Raw genomic sequence first — 16,404 nt, 5'->3', positions numbered from 1 at the left:
CGGTGCGGTTGACTGGCCGGCATGCGGAGCGCGGCTCTTCCTGCCCTTGTCTTGATCTTGGTCGTCCCGGCGCCGGCGGCGGCTGCGCCCGCCCCGGCTCCTCTCACCCCGGCTGCCCTCGCTCCGGCGGTGGCCGCTCCCGTGCTGGCGGGCGTTCGCGCATCGGCACCGGGGGCGGTCGACGCCTTCGACGACATCGAGACCGACAAGCGGAGCCGGCCGGTCGCGCCCGGGCTGACGCTGACCTCGTTCGACCGCTACCACGCCGCCGGCTGGCTGCGCGCCGACGCCCTCACCGCCGACCTCTCCGGCGAGCTGAGCGTCGACTACGTCAACTCCGGTGAGGTCGCCAAGACCGAGCCGCTTCGCGCGGCCGCCGACCGCTCCCGCGCGGTCGCCGCGGTCAACGGCGACTTCTTCGACATCAACGCCTCCGGCGCCGCGCAGGGCATCGGCATCCAGAGTGGACGGCTGATCCAGTCGCCGGTGCAGGGCAGCGTCAACGCGGTGGGCGTCACCGCCGCCGGCATCGGCAAGGTGGTCGAGGTCCACTTCGAGGGCACGGCGGTGCTGCCGGGGGGCACGCGCGTGCCGCTCACCCAGTTCAACAACATGGTGCGGCCGGGCGGCGTGGGCGTGTTCACGCCGCTCTGGGGTTCGTACGACCGTGGTCGTGCGGTCGAGGGCGCGGCCCAGGTCACCGAGGTGACACTGAGCGGCGGCACAGTCGCCTCGGTCGCGAGCACGGCCGGTGGCGGCCCGATCCCGGCCGGCACCACGCTCCTGCTCGGCCGGGACGCCGGCGCCGACGCGCTCGCCGCACTCAAGCCGGGCGACGCGGTCGACGTGTCGTACGCGCCCCGATCCTCCGACGGCAGCGCGCTCCGGGCGGCCGTCGGCGGGCGCCAGGTGCTGGTGAAGGAGGGCGTGCCGCAGGACATCGGCGATGTTACGCCCGAGCCGCGGACCGCGGTCGGCTTCTCCGCCGACGGGCGCCGGATGTACCTGCTGACCGTCGACGGCCGCCAGGCGGACAGTCGCGGCGTCACGCTCACCGAGCTGGGCCGCCTCATGGCGGAGCTGGGCGCGCACAACGCGCTCAACCTCGACGGCGGCGGATCGTCCACTTTGCTGGCTCGCGAGCCGGGGCAGGCGGCCGTGCAGGTGGAGAACAGCCCCTCCGACGGCGCCGAGCGCCCCGTGCCCAACGGGCTCGCGCTCTACGCCCGGCCCGGCTCCGGCCGGCTCACCGGCTTCTGGGTCGAGACCGCGATCGACCCGGCCACCGCGCCCGGCACCGCGCCGGTCCGCGGTGGTCACCCCGACCGGGTCTTCCCGGGGCTCACCCGCCGCCTGACGGCCGCCGGCTTCGACGAGACCTACGGCCCGGCATCGGGTACGCCGTCGTGGCGGGCCACGCACGGCTACGTGAGCCGGGACGGCGTATTCCGCGGGCTGCTGCCCGGCAAGGCGACCGTGACGGCGTCGAAGGGGCGCGCGTCGGGCGGCATCGACCTGCGCGTACTCGGCCCGCTGGAGCGCATCGACGCGACGTCCTCGCGGATCGGCCTGGCGGCGCTTGGTGCGAGCACGCTCGGCGTGGTCGGCTCCGACGCGGAGGGCAACAGCGCGCCGATCGAGCCGGCCGACGTGCGCCTCTCGTACGACACGTCGCTGTTCGACGTGACCCCGGCGGCGAGCGGCTTCTTCACCGTACGCGCCAAGAAGGAGGTCGGCGCCGGCCTCATCACGCTCCACGTCGGACAGTCCACGGTGGCCGTACCGGTGACGGTCGGGCTGGAGGACATGCCGGTGGCGATGTTCGAAGACGCGGCGAGCTGGCGGTTCAGCCACGCTCGGGCGGCCGGCTCGGTCGCGCCCGCGCCCGGTCACACCGGCGGCGGCCTCAAGCTCGCGTACGACTTCAGCCTCTCCACCGGCACGCGCGCCGCGTACGCCGACCCGCCCGCCTGGATTCCCGTCCCGGGGCAGCCGCAGGCGTTCGGCATGTGGATCCACGGCAACGGCAGGGGCGAGTGGGCCCGGCTGCACCTGCACGACGCGCTCGACCAGCAGCACGTACTGAGCGGCCCGTTGGTGACCTGGACCGGCTGGCGGTACGTCGAGATGGCCGTGCCCGCCGGCGTCCAGTACCCGGTGCGGATCCGCCGCTTCTACGTGGCCGAGACCCGCCCCGAGGCCCAGTACACCAACGAGATCGTGGTGGACGACATCGTGGCGAAGGTGCCGCCGGCGATCGAGCAGCCGGCCGAGCCGCCGCGCACCGACCGCGTGGTCCTGCGTGAGGGCACAGTGGACGGTGCACAGTGGCGCTTCGCGGTGATGTCGGACGCCCAGTTCGTGGCGGCCGCCCCGGACAGTGACCTGGTCGCGCAGGCCCGCCGTACGCTCCGCGAGGTCAAGGCGGCCCGGCCGGACTTCCTCGTCGTCAACGGCGACTTCGTCGACACCGCCACCGAGGCGGACTTCGCGCTCGCGAAGCGGATCCTCGACGAGGAGCTCGGCGGCGAGCTGCCGTACCACTACGTGCCCGGCAACCACGAGATCATGGGCGCGCCGATCGCCAACTTCAAGGCGGTGTTCGGCGCGACCTCGCGGGTCTTCGACCACCGGGGCGTACGGTTCGTCACGCTCGACTCGTCCACCGGCACGCTCCGCGGCGGCGGCTTCGACCAGGTGAAGCTGCTGCGCCAGGCACTCGACTCGGCCCGCGCCGACCGCCAGGTCAGGTCGGTGGTCGTGCTGCACCACCATCCGCCGCGCGACCCCACGCCGGCGAAGGCGAGCCAACTCGGCGACCGCAAGGAGGCGGCGCTGGTGGAGCGGTGGCTCGGCGACTTCGAGCGCGAGTCCGGCAAGAGCGCGCTCTTCGTGGGCGCGCACGTGGGCACGTTCCACGCCGACCGGGTCGACGGTGTGCCGTACGTCGTCAACGGCAACGCCGGCAAGAGCCCTTCGTCCGCACCGCACCTGGGCGGCTTCACCGGCTGGACCCACTTCGGTGTGGACGCGCGCGGCGAGATCGTGGCGGAGACGCGGGCGCACGTGTCGTCCGTGTCGTTGACCGCGCCGGCCGCGGCGCCGCTCGGCACGCCGGTCGCGGTGACCGCGGTGCTCGACCAGGGCGGGCGGCAGGTGCCGGTGGCACCGCCGGTGAGCGCCGACTGGAGCGGGTCACCGTCGGTCCACATCGGATCGGCGCTCGGCCTGCGGCCGTGGCACGTGGCGTGGTTCGACCCGTCGACGGGCAAGCTCGTCGCGCTCCGGTCGAGCGGCTCGGTGACGCTGGCCGTGACGGTGAACGGCGTCACCGCCCGCGCGACGGTCACCCTCACGAAAGCCGTCAAGACCGGCTGAGGAGCTGCCGGTCGTGCTGGAGCCGTGCGGCCAGGGGCCTGTCGCGTCTGGTCGGACGACGGGTCAGAAGTCGCCTTCGGCCACCTGGAAGACGGTCAGGCCGAGTTCGCGCCACATCTTGACCACCTGCATGCGGTCGTCGAAGACGCCGACCACGTGGTAGCGGTCGCGGACCTCGCGTTCGAAGATGTCGTGCTTGACGACGGAGTCGCGGCGGCTGTCGTGGAGGTCGCGCATGTAGAGGGCCTCGTACGGCACGCCGACGTGCTGGTCGAGCCACAGCTCGGTGGCCGGGCGGGCGGACTCGTCGCGGCCGGTGCAGTAGACGATCGCGTGGCCCGCGGCGTGCATGGCGCGCACCGCGGCGATCACGGCGTGATGTGGCTGGTCCTCGCCGACCCGGCGCATGTCGAAGGGGCTGCGGTCGCCCATCAGCGCCACCGTGCCGTCGATGTCGACCAGGACGATCTTCGGGGCGTCGGGCGGTGGGGCGTACACGACCGCGGGGCGGCCCGGCGCGACGTCCGGCACCGGGAGGGGGAGGGTGCGCCCGGCCAGGTATCGCTCGTGCAGGCGGCGGATCGCCTCCGCGCCGACCCGCTCGGCCTCGGGGCGGTCGGCGTCGCGGCGGACGCACTCTTCGACCGGTATGTCGGTGAAGTCGTGCACCTCAAAGGTGGCGCCGTATCGCGTGGCCATCTGCGCCCACTCGCGTACCAGCCGGGAGGAGAGGTTGGTGTCGTCGACGACCACGTCGGCGCGGGCCTGCAGCAGCGCCTCGACCAGTGCCCGCTGCGCCGTCGTGACCTGGCCCTCGGCCCAGGTGGTGTAGAGCCGCTCACCATGGAGCATCCGGCGCAGGTCGTCGCGGTTGACCCGCACGACGCCCGGCTGGAGTTTCTTCGCGAACGTGGTCTTACCGGACGCGGGCAACCCCCGTGTAATGATCAGACGCGGCATCGTCTACAAGCATGCCAGCCCGGGAATGACATCGGGGATCCCGGCGTTCAACCGATCGGCCAGGCATGGCACACTGGTCAATCGGCCAAGGTTCCGGTTCACGCCGGAGTGGCCCGCCCTCAGCGGCGGCCCGCGACGATGGCGACCCGGCGACCATTTACGAAAGGACCGAGGCGAGCATGAAGCCCGACATTCATCCGCAGTACGTCGTGACCGAGGTCACCTGTTCCTGCGGTAACAGCTTTACGACCCGTAGCACGGCCAAGAACGGCGTGATCCACGCCGAGACCTGCAGCGACTGCCACCCGTTCTACACGGGCAAGCAGCGCGTGCTCGACACGGCCGGCCGCGTCGCGAAGTTCCAGCAGAAGTACGCCAAGGCTGCCGCCAAGAAGGCCAAGTAGCTACCCCGACGGCGCCCGTCCCTCGGTTTCGGGGGCGGGCGCCGTTCGTGTGTTTCCATGATCGTGAGGGGTAGGTAGATGAGCACGGATCGCCTCAGCGGGCTGCTCGACGAGTACGCGGAGCTGGAAAAGCGCCTGGCCGACCCGGCCATCCACGCCGACCAGTCCACGGCCCGGCGCGTGGGCCGGCGCTTCGCCGAGCTCGCCCCGCTGCACAAGGCGGCCGGCGAGCTGGAGCAGGCGCGTGCCGACCTCGACGCCGCCCGCGAGCTGGCCGGTGAAGACCCCTCGTTCGCGGCGGAGGCCGACGCGATCGCGGCCACGCTGCCGGCGCTGGAGGAGCGCCTCGCTGAGCTGCTGATCCCGCGCGACCCGCACGACGCCAAGGACGTGATCCTGGAGATCAAGGCGGGCGAGGGCGGCGAGGAGTCGGCCCTGTTCGCGGGCGACCTGCTGCGCATGTTCCAGCGGTACGCGGAGCGGCGCGGCTGGGCCACCGAGGTGATCGAGGCGCAAGACTCCGACCTCGGGGGCGTCAAGGATGTCTCGCTCGCGATCAAGACCAAGGGCGTGCCCGATGGCGGCAACGGCGTTTGGTCGCGGCTGAAGTGGGAGGGCGGCGTACACCGCGTGCAGCGGGTCCCGGTCACCGAGTCGCAGGGGCGCATCCACACCAGCGCCGCCGGCGTGCTCGTGCTGCCCGAGGCGGAGGAGGTCGACGTCTCGATCGACCCCAACGACCTGCGGATCGACGTCTTCCGCTCGTCCGGCCCGGGCGGGCAGTCGGTCAACACCACCGACTCGGCCGTACGCATCACGCACCTGCCCACCGGCATCGTGGTCTCCTGCCAAAACGAGAAGAGCCAGCTGCAAAACCGCGAGCAGGCGATGCGGATCCTGCGGGCGCGGCTGCTCGCCGCCGCCCAGGAGGAGGCCGACGCCGCCGCCTCCGACGCGCGCCGCTCGCAGGTGCGCACGGTCGACCGTTCGGAGCGGATCCGCACGTACAACTTCCCGCAGAACCGGATCACCGACCACCGGATCGGCTACACGGCGTACAACCTGGATCTTGTGCTGGCCGGTGACATGGACGGCGTGCTCGACGCGCTCGCCGAGGCCGATCGGCAGGCCCGCCTCGCCGGCGACACCGAGCTCAAGCGCAGTTGATGATTTGGGCTACCGCGACGTCCGTCGCGGTCCAGGCCCGCTGCTCCCGCGGCCTCGCCCGCCGCGTGCACAAGCCCGAGAGCCTCGCCGCACGCCCGCGGCCGGAGGCCCTATGGGGTCAAGAAATCGCTAAGGACGCGAAGCGGCCGGAGCTTACTGGCGGGGGTCAACCGCGGAGGGTGAGGCTGCGGGAGCGACGGTCCGGACCACGACGGACATCGCGGCAGCCCAAACTGTCCCTTGGAATCTGACCTTCTAAGATGCGGCGGCGGCCGGCTGGGGGCGGGCGCCGGGCTTGGCCCGCAGCATCGCGCGGTCGGCGAGCTCGAAGGCGGTGCCCAGCGCCTCGCGCAGGTTTGCCGCCGCGCTGACCTCGGCGAATCCGACGCTCACGCCGACCGGTGTGCCGGGCACCAGCGACTGCCAGTCTTCTGTCTCGATGGCCGCGCCGATGCGGCGGCCGACCTCGGTGGCCTCGCTCATGCCGGCGCCGGGCAGCACCACGACGAACTCGTCGCCGCCGTACCGCGCGACGAAGTCGCCCCGCCGCATGACCCGGTTGATCACGCCGGCGATGCGCTGGAGCACGAGGTCGCCGGAGAGGTGACCGTGCGCGGTGTTGACCGCCTTGAACCCGTCGAGGTCGCAGACCCCCACGGTGGCCCGCTCGCCCCGGGCCACCATCGCGGCCACATATCGCTCCAGGTGGCGGCGGTTGGCCAGCCCGGTGAGCGGGTCGGTCAGCGCCTCGTCCTGGTAGCGGGAGACCGAGCGGCGCATGTCTTCGTGGTCGAGGCGGGCGGCGATGCCCTCGACGTACACGTCGCGGAGGCGGTCGCTGCGCTGCGCCGCCAGCCGGAACGCGTGCCGGTCGGCCCGGTGGGCGGCGGCGTGGTCGCCGGCCCGCGCGTAGGTGAGGCTGCGCAGGCGGGCCTGCTCGGCCGGCCCCAGCGTCTCGCTGGACACCGCGACGGTCTCCAACCGGGTCAGCGCCTCGATCGGGCGCCCGGCCGCCATCGCCAGGCACACCTCGCCGAGCATGCGCAGGTCGCGGGCGCGGGCACCGTCGCCGCCGTCGGAGAGCAGCTGTGCGGCCAGTCGCGCGGACTCGGGTGGCTCGCCCAGCGCGGCGCGGCGGGCGATCGCGTATCCGAACGCCGCCCGCACGCTCGGCCGCAGCTTGGCCGCGCCGTCGCCGTCGAGGAAGCGCTCCGCGTCGGCGGTGATGTCGCGCAGCACGCGGAGGCAGCCATCGGTGTCGCCGTTGTGGTCGAGGGCCACCGCGTTGCGCAGCCGGATGCCGGGCGCCGCGAACGTCTCGGCGCTCACCTCCGCGGCGGCCGCCACCTGGCGCGCCTTTTCGATCGCGCCCAGCGCGTGGCCGTGGAAGCCGAGGTAGGAGTAGGCCATCGCCAGGTCGTTCCACGCGACGGCGGTGTCCCAGTCGAGGTCTTCGACCGTGGCCATCGCGCGGGCGCTGTGCACGAGGTGGGTCACGCACCGCTCCAGCGCGCCCTGGTGCTGGGCGGCGAGCGCGGCGAGGGCGTGCAGGTTGCCGAGGAGCAGCGGCTCGCCGAGGTCGCGGATCGCGTCGAACGCCCGCTGGACGGCTACGTTGTACTCCGCTGTGCGGCCCAGGTTTATCAAGGCGCCGACCCGCTGCACGAGGGCGTCGGCGCGGGCGAGCGGATCTTCGGTGGTGGCGAGGACCTCGTCGAGCAGGATGCACGCCTCGGCGGACCGGCTGCTCTCCTGCAGCCTGCGGGCCTTTCGGAGCGTGTCGGCCTGGTCGGTGACCCGGTCGAGCCAACTCACGCAAGCCTCCTAACCCCCGGAAGACCCCCGGTGTACCCCCGGGTCGTCGCGTCGACCCGTTATCCAATGATTATCTCGTGACAGGCCATATGGAACAGCCCGCCGAAGGGACGGACCGGACACGGCCGTTGCAGGCGGTGACGGGTGCCACAAACCTCCTGTCCAGGGTAGGACTGCCGTCGGCTCGGGTCGATGCTGAAATCCTGGCGGCGCACGTCCTCGGTGTGCCTCGTGGGCGATTGGCGCTGGTAGATGGTTTTACGGGCGAGCGGCTCGCGGAGTTCGACGCGCTGGTCGCCCGGCGGGCCGCGGGCGAGCCGGTGCAGCATCTGGTGGGGAGCGCCGGCTTCCGGCATCTGGAGCTGGCGGTGGGGCCGGGCGTGTTCGTGCCGCGGCCGGAGACCGAGCTGCTGGCCGGCTGGGCGATCACTTTGATATCGCCCGGTTCGACCGTCGTCGACCTGTGCGGCGGTTCCGGAGCGATCGCGCTCGCGGTGGCCAACGAGGTGCCCGGCGCGCTGGTGTACGCGGTCGAGCGCGCCCCGGCCGCCCTGCCCTGGCTGCGCCGCAACGCGGAGGAGCGGGCCCGGGCCGGCGACACTCCCATCCACGTGGTCGAGGGGGACGTCACCGACCCGGCCGTGCTCGCCGAGTTCGACGGCCGCGTGGACGCGGTGCTGTGCAACCCGCCGTACGTGCCGGCCGGCGTCGCCGTACCCGCTGATGTGGCCGACCACGACCCGCGCGATGCGGTCTTCGCCGGGGAGGACGGGCTGGCGGTGATCCGTCCGGTGATCGCGCGGGCCGCGGCGCTGCTCCGTCCGGGCGGGATTTTCGCGGTGGAACACGACGATTCGCACGGGATGGTGGTGCCGGCTCTGCTCCGCGCCGACGGCCACTTCACGGACATCGAAGACCATCGGGATCTAGCTGGCCGGTGGCGGTACGCCACGGCCACTCGCACGCGAGGCGTCGGGAGTGAGCATCGTAGGGAGCGCTAGCGACTGAGGAGCGGAACGAGCGGGAAGCCGAGCCATCAGACATGGCAGACTGCACACCGTGATGCTCTACGACTGCCGGTTGGTGGCCGACCGCGACCGAGGCACCGCCGCGGCGATCGAGGCGGTCAAAAACGGCGAGCTGGTCGTGCTCCCGACCGACACGGTCTACGGGATCGGGGCGGACGCGTTCACCTCGTACGCGGTCACGGCCCTGCGCGACGCCAAGGGCACGGGTCCCCAGGCGCCACCTCCGGTGCTGGTCGGCTCCCGCCACACGCTCGACGGCCTGGTCTTCATGCTGCCCAAGCCGGCGCGCGACCTGGCCGACGCGTTCTGGCCGGGCGCGCTGACGATCATCGTGGAGCACGCGCCCAGCCTCCAGTGGGACCTCGGCGAGACCGGCGGCACGGTCGCGGTGCGCATGCCGCTGCATCCGGTGGCGCTGGAGGTGCTGCGCGAGACCGGGCCGATGGCGGTCTCCTCGGCCAACAAGCTCGGCCAGCCCGCGGCGAAGACCGCCGAGGAGGCCCGCGAGCAGCTCGGCTACGCGGTGCGGATCTACCTGGAGGCGGGCGCCTCGGTCGACCCCGAGCCGAGTTCGATCGTCGACCTGACCGGCGACCTGCCGCGCCTGCTCCGCGCCGGGGCCGTGCCGCTCGAGAAGATCCGCGACGTCGTGCCCGACATCCTCGGCCCCGACCAGGAGTCCTGACGTGCCGCCGTTCACCGTCCTGCACGTGTGCATGGGCAATATCTGCCGCTCCCCGATGGCCGAGCGGCTGCTCGACCACGCGGTGCGCGAGCGGCTGGCCCGGGCGGGCGCCACGTCACCGGCGGAGGAGCTGCTGCACAGCCACAGCGCCGGCACCGGCGGCTGGCACGCCGGCGAGGAGATGAACCCGCCGGCCGCGCGCCAGGTGAAGGCCCGCGGCGCGGACCCCAACGGGTTCATCGCGCGCAAGCTCCGCTCCGACCTGATCGACGCCGCCGATCTCGTCCTCACGGCAACGGCCGACCAGCAGGAGTACGTGGTGGCGCTGCGTCCCGACGCGGCCGAGCGCACGTTCGTGCTGGGCGAGTTCGGGCGGCTGCTCGCCTCTGTCGACCTCGCGGCGCTCCCGGCCGCCGTCCCGACGCCCGACGCGGTGTACGCCCGCGGGGTCGCCCTGGTCGAGGCGGTCCACGCCGCACGGGGCACGTCCACGCCGCTGGCCGCCGACGACCTCGACGACCCGTGGGGCCGTGGCGACCAGGCGTTCACGCGCGTGGCGGACGAGATCGAAGACACCGTCGACCCGCTCGCCCGCGCGCTCATGCCCGAGGCGCCGGCGTCCGCCTAAGGTGTTCCGGATGCAACGGTTCCACTTCCTCGCGCCCACGCAGTCCGGCCTGCTCCGGCTCGCCGACGCCGAGTTCGTGGCCGCCCGCCTGCGCGACGGTGGGCTGGCCGTGCTGCCGACCGAGACCGGATACATGCTGGCGGCCATCGCCACCTCGCTCCCGGCCCTGCGCACGGCGTTCGACGTGAAGGAACGCGACTACGCGCACGCCATGCACGTCGCCTGCGCCTCGATCGGCATGGCCGACCGGTACGCGCGGCTCTCGCCGGCCGCCCGCCGGCTGATGGGCGTGTTCACGCCGGGGCCACTGACCGTGGTGGCGCCGCAGACCGGCGCGCTGCCGGACGAGATGGTGACGCTCGGCGGCACGGTGGGCATCCGCGTGCCGGACCATCCGGCGACGCTCCAGGTGATCGCCACGCTCGACGCGCCGATCACCGCCACCAGCCTCAACCGCTCCGGCGAGGAGACCCGCCCGTTCGACCGCGACCTGCTGGAGGAGCTGCCCTGGGGTGACCTGCGGGACGTACCGGTGGTGGAGGACAAGTCCGCGGTCCGATACCCGGCGGCCTCGACGCTCGTCCGGCTCACCGGCCCGGAGCCCGAGGTGCTGCGCCAGGGGCCGATCACCGCCGAGCAGATCGCCGCCGCTCTCTGACCGCTCGCACAGCCGGGGAGTGGCCCGGCGGAGCGGGCGAGAACGACCTGCCGTAGCGGCATTCCGCGTCCTGCCGTGGTTTAGTAGCGCTCCTGAGGGCAAGTCATCGTAGGTGGATGCCCGGTCTCTGCATAACAAGTTGGTGACCCTGGTCTTCAGCGGTCTGCTCGCCGGAGTGGTACTGGCTGTGGTGGCCTTCCCAGGAAACGCGGTGTTCGCGCTCGCCGCGAAGGGAGCCAGCGACGCGTACCTGAGTCTCCCCAGCGACCTGCGCATGCCGCAGACAGCCCAGCGGACGTACCTCTACGCGAGAGACGGCAAGACTCTGATCGCCACGTTGTACGACGTCAACCGCGAAGATGTGCGGCTGCACCAGATCGCCCCGGCGATGCGGCAGGCGATCGTGGCGGCCGAGGACGCGCGCTTCTACGAGCACGGCGGCGTGGACGCCCGTAGCGTCATGCGCGCCATCGTGGCGAACGGCGCCGGCGGCGAGGTGGAACAGGGCGCCTCGACACTGACGATGCAGTACGTCCGGAACGTGCTCAAGAACGACCCCGACCTCACCGATCAGCAGCGTCGGGAGGCCATCGACGACACCGCGCGGCGCAAGATCCAGGAGATGCGGTACGCGACCGCGCTCGAACGGAAGCTCTCCAAGGACGAGATCCTCAACCGCTACCTGAACATCTCCTACTTCGGCGCCCAGGCGTACGGCATCCAGGCGGCCAGCGAGCGCTACTTCGGCAAGCCGGCGAGCAAGCTCACACTGGCGGAGTCCGCACTGCTCGCCGGCCTGGTGCAGTCCCCCGACGCCGACAGCCCGATCGCCGGCGACAGGGACCGGGCGCTGGAGCGCCGGGGGTACGTGCTCGACGCGATGGCCCGCACCGGGGCGATCACCCCCGACCAGGCCGCGCAGGCCAAAGCCGAGCCACTGCGCCTCAAGCCCACTCAACTGCCCAACGGGTGCATCGCCTCCCGCGACAACAGCTGGGGCTTCTTCTGCGACTACGTGCGCGAGTGGTGGATGTCCCGGCCGGAGTTCGGGTCCAACCCGCAGGTGCGCGAGCAGAACCTGCTCACGGGCGGGTACCGGGTGGTCACCTCGCTCGACCCGAAGATCCAGAAGATCGCCCAGGACAGCGTGCTGGGCGTCTACGGGTACGGCAGCAACCGCGCGGCTCCGATGGCGGTCGTGGAGCCCGGCAGCGGGCAGGTGCTGGCCATGGCCGTCAACCACCACTTCAGCCTCAACGACACCACCAACCAGCTCGTCGCCGGCGGCGGCGCGATCGACGGCTACCAGGCCGGTTCGACGTTCAAGCTGTTTACGCTGCTGGCCGGGCTGGAGGCCGGCTACGCGCTCGGCACCGGCTTCAACGCGCCGGGCCGCTTCGTCTCCAAGTACCCGGGGGATGCCCGCTGCGGCGGCAAGTGGTGTCCGAGCAACGCCACCCCCTCGTGGATGAACGGCTACCGCACCATGTGGAGCGGCTTCGGACGCTCGGTCAACACGTACTTCGTGTGGCTTGAGCAGACGGTCGGCGCGGAGAAGTCGGTCGAGATGGCGCAGCGGCTGGGCATCCAGTTCCGGGCGAAGAGCGATGCGAAGCTCGCCAAGGAGAAGGCGGCCCAGTGGGGCTCGTTCACGCTGGGCGTGTCGTCCACCACCCCGCTGGAGCTGGCCAACGCGTACGCGACTTTGGCCGCCGACGGCGTGTACTGCAAGGACACGCCTGTGAAGTCGATCACCGACCCGACGGGGAGGAAACTGCCAGCCGGCGACCCGGCGTGCAAGCGCGCGCTGAACCCGCAGGTGGCCCGCGCGGGCGCCGACGCGGCCCGGTGCCCGGTGGGCCAGCAGTCCGCGTACGGGCGCTGCGACGGCGGCACCGCCGAACAGGCCGGCGGGATCCTCGGTGGGCGACCGGTGGGGGGCAAGACCGGTACGTCGGAGGACGACTCGACGGCGTCGTTCGTCGGCTTCACCGCACAGCTCTCCGCCGCGTCGATCGCCGCCAACCCGGACGACCCGCAGGACTACGTGGGCTCGGCGGTGCAGGACAATGTGATCAACGCGGTGGCGCAAACCCTGGCGACCGCCCTAGAGGGCAAGCCGGAGCGCGCGTTCGCGCCGCCGGGGCCCACCATCGCCCTCGGAAAGAAGCGGGGCCGGTGAGCGTGGGCTGACCAGGCGGGCGTCACACGGAGTGAGCGGCGCCAGCCGACCCGGTCGCGAGCGGCCGCAATAGACTGCGTCAATGAGCGAGCGCGGCGAGCGAATCAGAAGGCACAGCCCGTTGGGAGTCTCGTGCCCGCCCGCGGCGAAGCGAGGACGGGCATGACCACCTTCTGGGGGCCCGACTTCGCCGCGCTCGAGGCCACCGACCCGGAGATCGCCGGGGTGGTGCTGGGCGAGCTCGACCGGGTGCGCGGTGGGCTCCAGCTCATCGCGAGCGAAAACCTCACCTCGCCCGCGGTGCTCGCCGCGCTCGGCTCCACGCTGACCAACAAGTACGCGGAGGGCTACCCCGGGAGGCGTTACTACGGCGGCTGCGCCGAGGTCGACAAGGCCGAGGAGATCGGCATCGCGCGGGCCAAGGAGCTGTTCGGCGCCGAGCACGCCAATCTCCAGCCGCACAGCGGGGCCAGCGCCAACCTCGCGGCGTACGCGGCGCTGCTCCAGCCGGGCGACACCGTGCTCGCGATGGACCTGCCGCACGGTGGCCACCTGACCCACGGCAGCAAGGTCAACTTCTCCGGCAAGTGGTTCGCGACGATCGGCTACACCGTGCGCAAGGACGACGAGCTGATCGACTACGACGAGGTGCGCGAGCTGGCCCGGGCACACCAGCCCAAGATGATCATTTGTGGCGCGACCGCATACCCCCGGCTGATCGACTTCGCCGCGTTCCGTGAGATCGCCGACGAGGTCGGTGCGTACCTGCTGGTCGACGCCGCACACTTCATCGGGCTGGTGGCCGGCCGGGCGATCCCGTCGCCGGTGCCGCACGCCGACGTCGTGACATTTACCACGCACAAGGTGCTGCGCGGCCCTCGCGGTGGCATGATCTTGTGCCGCGCCGGGCTCGCCGAGCGGATCGACAAGGCGGTCTTCCCGTTCACTCAGGGCGGGCCGCTGATGCACGCCGTCGCCGCGAAGGCGGTCGCCCTCCGCGAGGCGTCGCTGCCGGATTTCCAGGGGTACGCGACACAGGTGGTCAAGAACGCTCAGGCGCTCGCCGCCGGGCTGGCCGCCGAGGGGATGCGCCCGGTCTCCGGGGGCACCGACACGCACCTGGCCCTGATCGATCTGCGCGACCTCGGGGTGACCGGTCGGGAGGCGGAGGAGCGCTGTGACGCGGCCGCCATCACACTCAACAAGAACGCGATCCCGTACGACCCGCAGAAGCCGATGGTCGCCTCCGGGATCCGGGTCGGCACGCCGAGCGTGACCACCCAGGGCATGCGGGAGGCGGAGATGCGGCAGATAGCGGGGCTGATCGCCAAGGCGGTGCGCACCGACCCGGCGGCGGGCGGGAGCGCGCTGGACGAGGTCCGCGCCGAGGTCACCGAGCTGGTCCGGGCCTTCCCGGCGTACGCGCGATGAGCGAGACCTCGACCGCCGGCCAGCACACGCCGCCCGTCGCTGGCCGACTCGGTCATCTGCCGCATCCCCTGGCGGCCTCCGCGGTGCTGGTCGTGGTCCTCGCGGGCATCGGATGGCTGGTGGACGGCGGCGCCGGAGGGGCCGGGGCAGCTGCCGGAGTGCTGCTCGTCGCGGGTGGGTACGCGCTGTCGAGCGTCGCGCTGGCCTGGGCGGAATCGGTGCATCTCAAGCTGGTGATGACAGTGGGGCTGGCCACGTTCGTGTTCAAGGTCACGCTGTTCGGGTTTGCCGTGTTCACCGTTTCCGCGAGCGGGTGGGACGGCACTCGGATGCTTGGCGTGTCGGTCGCCGTGGCGACAGTGGTATGGGTCTCCGTCCAGATTTGGTGGACGGCCCGGGCGGTCCCTTCGCGCGGTGCGGCGTCGTCCCGGTGATCGGGCGCTAACCCGAAGGCCAAACTGCCCAGAATAGCCAGATCGGTCTCTTTCGTCCCGTAGGTCAGTACGCGTGTGTCACCCCCTGCGTGGGCGTCGACGAGAGTAACGTGTGTGCATCGAGACGCCGGTGCGCCCACACAACGTTCGTTGTGCGGGGGGTGTGGCGTCGCCTCATTTCGCCGGCTGATAGCCTTCGCGGCGTCATGGCCGGTGTCCCGTCTTCCAAGCCTCCAGAGCCTCAAGAGCCTTCTGGGTCATCTGGAGCCGAGGCTGGCTGGGCAGCCATCGGTTACCTGCTGGGTGGCATGATCATCTGGGGTGGTGCCGGATGGCTCATCGACCTGTGGCTGGACCTTCCGCGTGTGGGGCTGCTGATCGGCCTCATCGGTGGCACCGCCGCCGGGGTCTACCTGACGGTGAAGAGGCTCGGCGCGTGAGAGGCGCCCGACAGCTACGGAGGACGCGTTGAGTGAGTTCAGCACCGTTCTCGCCGCGGAACCCGCTGCGGGCACGAGCCTCGCCGCGGAGTTCCCGCCCGGCGTGGGCAGTTTCGACTACCGGAGCCTGATCCCCGGCCTGGAGGACACGGCCTGGGCCGGCGCCTTCACCAAGATCTCGCTGCTGGTCTGGGTCACCGTCGCGCTGATCCTGATCTTCTTCATGGTCACCTACCGCAGTCCCCGGTTGGTGCCGACGCGAGGGCAGTGGATCGCGGAGTCTGTCTACGGCCTGGTCCGGGACAACATCGCCAAAGACATCATCGGCCATCAAGGCGTCCGATTCGCGCCGTACCTGACGACGTTGTTCGTTTTCATCTTGATCAACAACGTCTGGAGCATCGTTCCGTTCGCTCAGATTTCACCGAACTCCCATATCGCGTTTCCGATCGTGCTCGCCGTTGCCTCGTGGCTGGTATACGTCGGTGTCGGTATCCGCAAGCACGGGTTCTTCGGCTACATCAAGGCAAGCTGCTGGGTTTCGGGTGCACCGCTGTTCGTGCAGCCGATCCTGGTGCCGATCGAGTTCTTCTCCAACCTGCTGCTGAGGCCGGTCACGCTGGCTGTGCGGTTGTTCGCGAACATGTTCGCCGGTCACATGATCCTTCTGGTCTTCATCCTCGGCGGCGTCGCGCTATTCGAGGCGCAGGCGCTGCTGCTGCGACCGGTCGCGCTGCTGAGCTGGGGAATGGCGATCGTGATGACCCTCTTCGAGCTCGGCATCCTCGTTCTTCAGGCATACGTGTTCACCCTGCTGACCGCGACGTACCTGCAGAGCTCCCTGGCTGAGGCGCACTGACCCGACAGAAGCAAGACCAGATTTGCCCGCAAGACATGTAAAGAAGAGTTCAGCAAACGTACGCGTCACGCGTTCAACGCAGGAGGAAACCACATGTTGCTGGCCGAAGTCACCGGCAGCCTCAACGCAATCGGCTACGGCATCGCCGCCCTCGGCCCTGGTATCGGAGTCGGGCTGGTGTTCGCCTCCTACATCCAGGCGACCGCCCGGCAGCCGGAGAGCGCGGGTCTCACGCGGGTCTACATGTTCATGGGCTTCGCGGTTATCGAGGCGCTCGCGCTGCTCGGCCTGGTGATCGCGTTCGCGGTCTAGCTGGAGCCGGCCAGCACCGATTC

The 16,404-nt window shown here is 71.3% G+C and carries 15 protein-coding genes; 13 read left to right on the top strand and 2 right to left on the bottom strand.

Annotated features, from left to right (window positions below; all coding sequences use genetic code 11):
* Window positions 1-129: 129 nt before the first annotated feature.
* On the top strand, window positions 130-3,378 hold the full coding sequence (locus ACFFIA_RS24985) for a phosphodiester glycosidase family protein (protein WP_377254363.1): 3,249 nt from the start codon (window positions 130-132) through the stop codon (window positions 3,376-3,378).
* Window positions 3,379-3,441: 63 nt separating this feature from the next.
* Here the strand turns inward: ACFFIA_RS24985 and ACFFIA_RS24980 are convergent, their stop codons facing one another.
* Window positions 3,442-4,338: a phosphatase domain-containing protein gene (locus ACFFIA_RS24980; protein WP_377254360.1), complete on the bottom strand. Its 897-nt coding sequence runs from the start codon at window positions 4,336-4,338 to the stop codon at window positions 3,442-3,444.
* 179 nt (window positions 4,339-4,517) lie between these two features.
* Here ACFFIA_RS24980 and rpmE point away from each other — a divergent pair, with 179 nt between their 5' ends.
* Window positions 4,518-4,742 (top strand): 50S ribosomal protein L31, encoded by a 225-nt coding sequence (gene rpmE, locus ACFFIA_RS24975; protein WP_377254357.1) that lies wholly within the window; start codon window positions 4,518-4,520, stop codon window positions 4,740-4,742.
* Between the two features lie 78 nt (window positions 4,743-4,820).
* Window positions 4,821-5,909: a peptide chain release factor 1 gene (gene prfA / locus ACFFIA_RS24970; RefSeq protein WP_377254354.1), complete on the top strand. Its 1,089-nt coding sequence runs from the start codon at window positions 4,821-4,823 to the stop codon at window positions 5,907-5,909.
* Window positions 5,910-6,164: 255 nt separating this feature from the next.
* On the opposite strand, the gene ACFFIA_RS24965 is transcribed toward prfA, so the two are convergent.
* The gene (locus tag ACFFIA_RS24965) at window positions 6,165-7,724 is read right to left on the bottom strand and encodes a GGDEF domain-containing protein (protein ID WP_377254351.1); all 1,560 of its coding nucleotides are present in this window, start codon (window positions 7,722-7,724) and stop codon (window positions 6,165-6,167) included.
* An 89-nt stretch (window positions 7,725-7,813) separates the two neighbouring features.
* Here ACFFIA_RS24965 and prmC point away from each other — a divergent pair, with 89 nt between their 5' ends.
* The 10 genes from prmC (at window position 7,814) to atpE (ending at window position 16,381) form a co-directional block, all read left to right on the top strand.
* Complete coding sequence (gene prmC / locus ACFFIA_RS24960; protein ID WP_377254495.1) at window positions 7,814-8,725, top strand: peptide chain release factor N(5)-glutamine methyltransferase; 912 nt, start codon at window positions 7,814-7,816, stop codon at window positions 8,723-8,725.
* A gap of 61 nt (window positions 8,726-8,786) precedes the next feature.
* Window positions 8,787-9,437: an L-threonylcarbamoyladenylate synthase gene (locus ACFFIA_RS24955; protein WP_377254492.1), complete on the top strand. Its 651-nt coding sequence runs from the start codon at window positions 8,787-8,789 to the stop codon at window positions 9,435-9,437.
* A 1-nt stretch (window position 9,438) separates the two neighbouring features.
* Complete coding sequence (locus tag ACFFIA_RS24950; RefSeq protein ID WP_377254348.1) at window positions 9,439-10,065, top strand: arsenate reductase/protein-tyrosine-phosphatase family protein; 627 nt, start codon at window positions 9,439-9,441, stop codon at window positions 10,063-10,065.
* A gap of 10 nt (window positions 10,066-10,075) precedes the next feature.
* Entirely contained in the window at window positions 10,076-10,723 is a 648-nt protein-coding gene (locus tag ACFFIA_RS24945) for an L-threonylcarbamoyladenylate synthase (RefSeq protein ID WP_377254345.1), read from the top strand.
* Window positions 10,724-10,865: 142 nt separating this feature from the next.
* Complete coding sequence (locus ACFFIA_RS24940) at window positions 10,866-12,905, top strand: transglycosylase domain-containing protein (protein WP_377254342.1); 2,040 nt, start codon at window positions 10,866-10,868, stop codon at window positions 12,903-12,905.
* Between the two features lie 162 nt (window positions 12,906-13,067).
* Window positions 13,068-14,336, top strand: coding sequence for a serine hydroxymethyltransferase (gene glyA / locus ACFFIA_RS24935; RefSeq protein WP_377254339.1), 1,269 nt, complete (start codon window positions 13,068-13,070; stop codon window positions 14,334-14,336).
* Window positions 14,333-14,770: a hypothetical protein gene (locus ACFFIA_RS24930; RefSeq protein WP_377254336.1), complete on the top strand. Its 438-nt coding sequence runs from the start codon at window positions 14,333-14,335 to the stop codon at window positions 14,768-14,770. Before glyA ends, ACFFIA_RS24930 begins: the two co-directional genes overlap by 4 nt.
* Before the next feature lie 308 nt (window positions 14,771-15,078).
* Window positions 15,079-15,210, top strand: coding sequence for a hypothetical protein (locus ACFFIA_RS24925; protein WP_377254333.1), 132 nt, complete (start codon window positions 15,079-15,081; stop codon window positions 15,208-15,210).
* 28 nt (window positions 15,211-15,238) lie between these two features.
* Window positions 15,239-16,069, top strand: a complete 831-nt coding sequence (gene atpB / locus ACFFIA_RS24920; protein ID WP_377254330.1) for a F0F1 ATP synthase subunit A — start codon at window positions 15,239-15,241, stop codon at window positions 16,067-16,069.
* Window positions 16,070-16,162: 93 nt separating this feature from the next.
* Window positions 16,163-16,381, top strand: coding sequence for an ATP synthase F0 subunit C (atpE, locus tag ACFFIA_RS24915; RefSeq protein WP_377254327.1), 219 nt, complete (start codon window positions 16,163-16,165; stop codon window positions 16,379-16,381).
* Window positions 16,382-16,404 lie beyond the last annotated feature (23 nt).

The organism is Phytohabitans kaempferiae (genome assembly GCF_042433955.1).
Lineage (GTDB): Bacteria > Actinomycetota > Actinomycetes > Mycobacteriales > Micromonosporaceae > Phytohabitans > Phytohabitans kaempferiae.
This window is presented reverse-complemented; position numbering and strand designations above follow the sequence as displayed.

Coding starts and splice junctions, on each gene's coding strand:
- prfA (WP_377254354.1), top strand. CDS start 4,821: ATGAGCACGGATCGCCTCAGCGGGCTGCTCGACGAGTACGCGGAGCTG.
- ACFFIA_RS24930 (WP_377254336.1), top strand. CDS start 14,333: ATGAGCGAGACCTCGACCGCCGGCCAGCACACGCCGCCCGTCGCTGGC.
- ACFFIA_RS24925 (WP_377254333.1), top strand. CDS start 15,079: ATGATCATCTGGGGTGGTGCCGGATGGCTCATCGACCTGTGGCTGGAC.
- ACFFIA_RS24945 (WP_377254345.1), top strand. CDS start 10,076: ATGCAACGGTTCCACTTCCTCGCGCCCACGCAGTCCGGCCTGCTCCGG.
- ACFFIA_RS24955 (WP_377254492.1), top strand. CDS start 8,787: ATGCTCTACGACTGCCGGTTGGTGGCCGACCGCGACCGAGGCACCGCC.
- glyA (WP_377254339.1), top strand. CDS start 13,068: ATGACCACCTTCTGGGGGCCCGACTTCGCCGCGCTCGAGGCCACCGAC.
- prmC (WP_377254495.1), top strand. CDS start 7,814: ATGGAACAGCCCGCCGAAGGGACGGACCGGACACGGCCGTTGCAGGCG.
- ACFFIA_RS24980 (WP_377254360.1), bottom strand. CDS start 4,338: ATGCCGCGTCTGATCATTACACGGGGGTTGCCCGCGTCCGGTAAGACC.
- rpmE (WP_377254357.1), top strand. CDS start 4,518: ATGAAGCCCGACATTCATCCGCAGTACGTCGTGACCGAGGTCACCTGT.
- atpE (WP_377254327.1), top strand. CDS start 16,163: ATGTTGCTGGCCGAAGTCACCGGCAGCCTCAACGCAATCGGCTACGGC.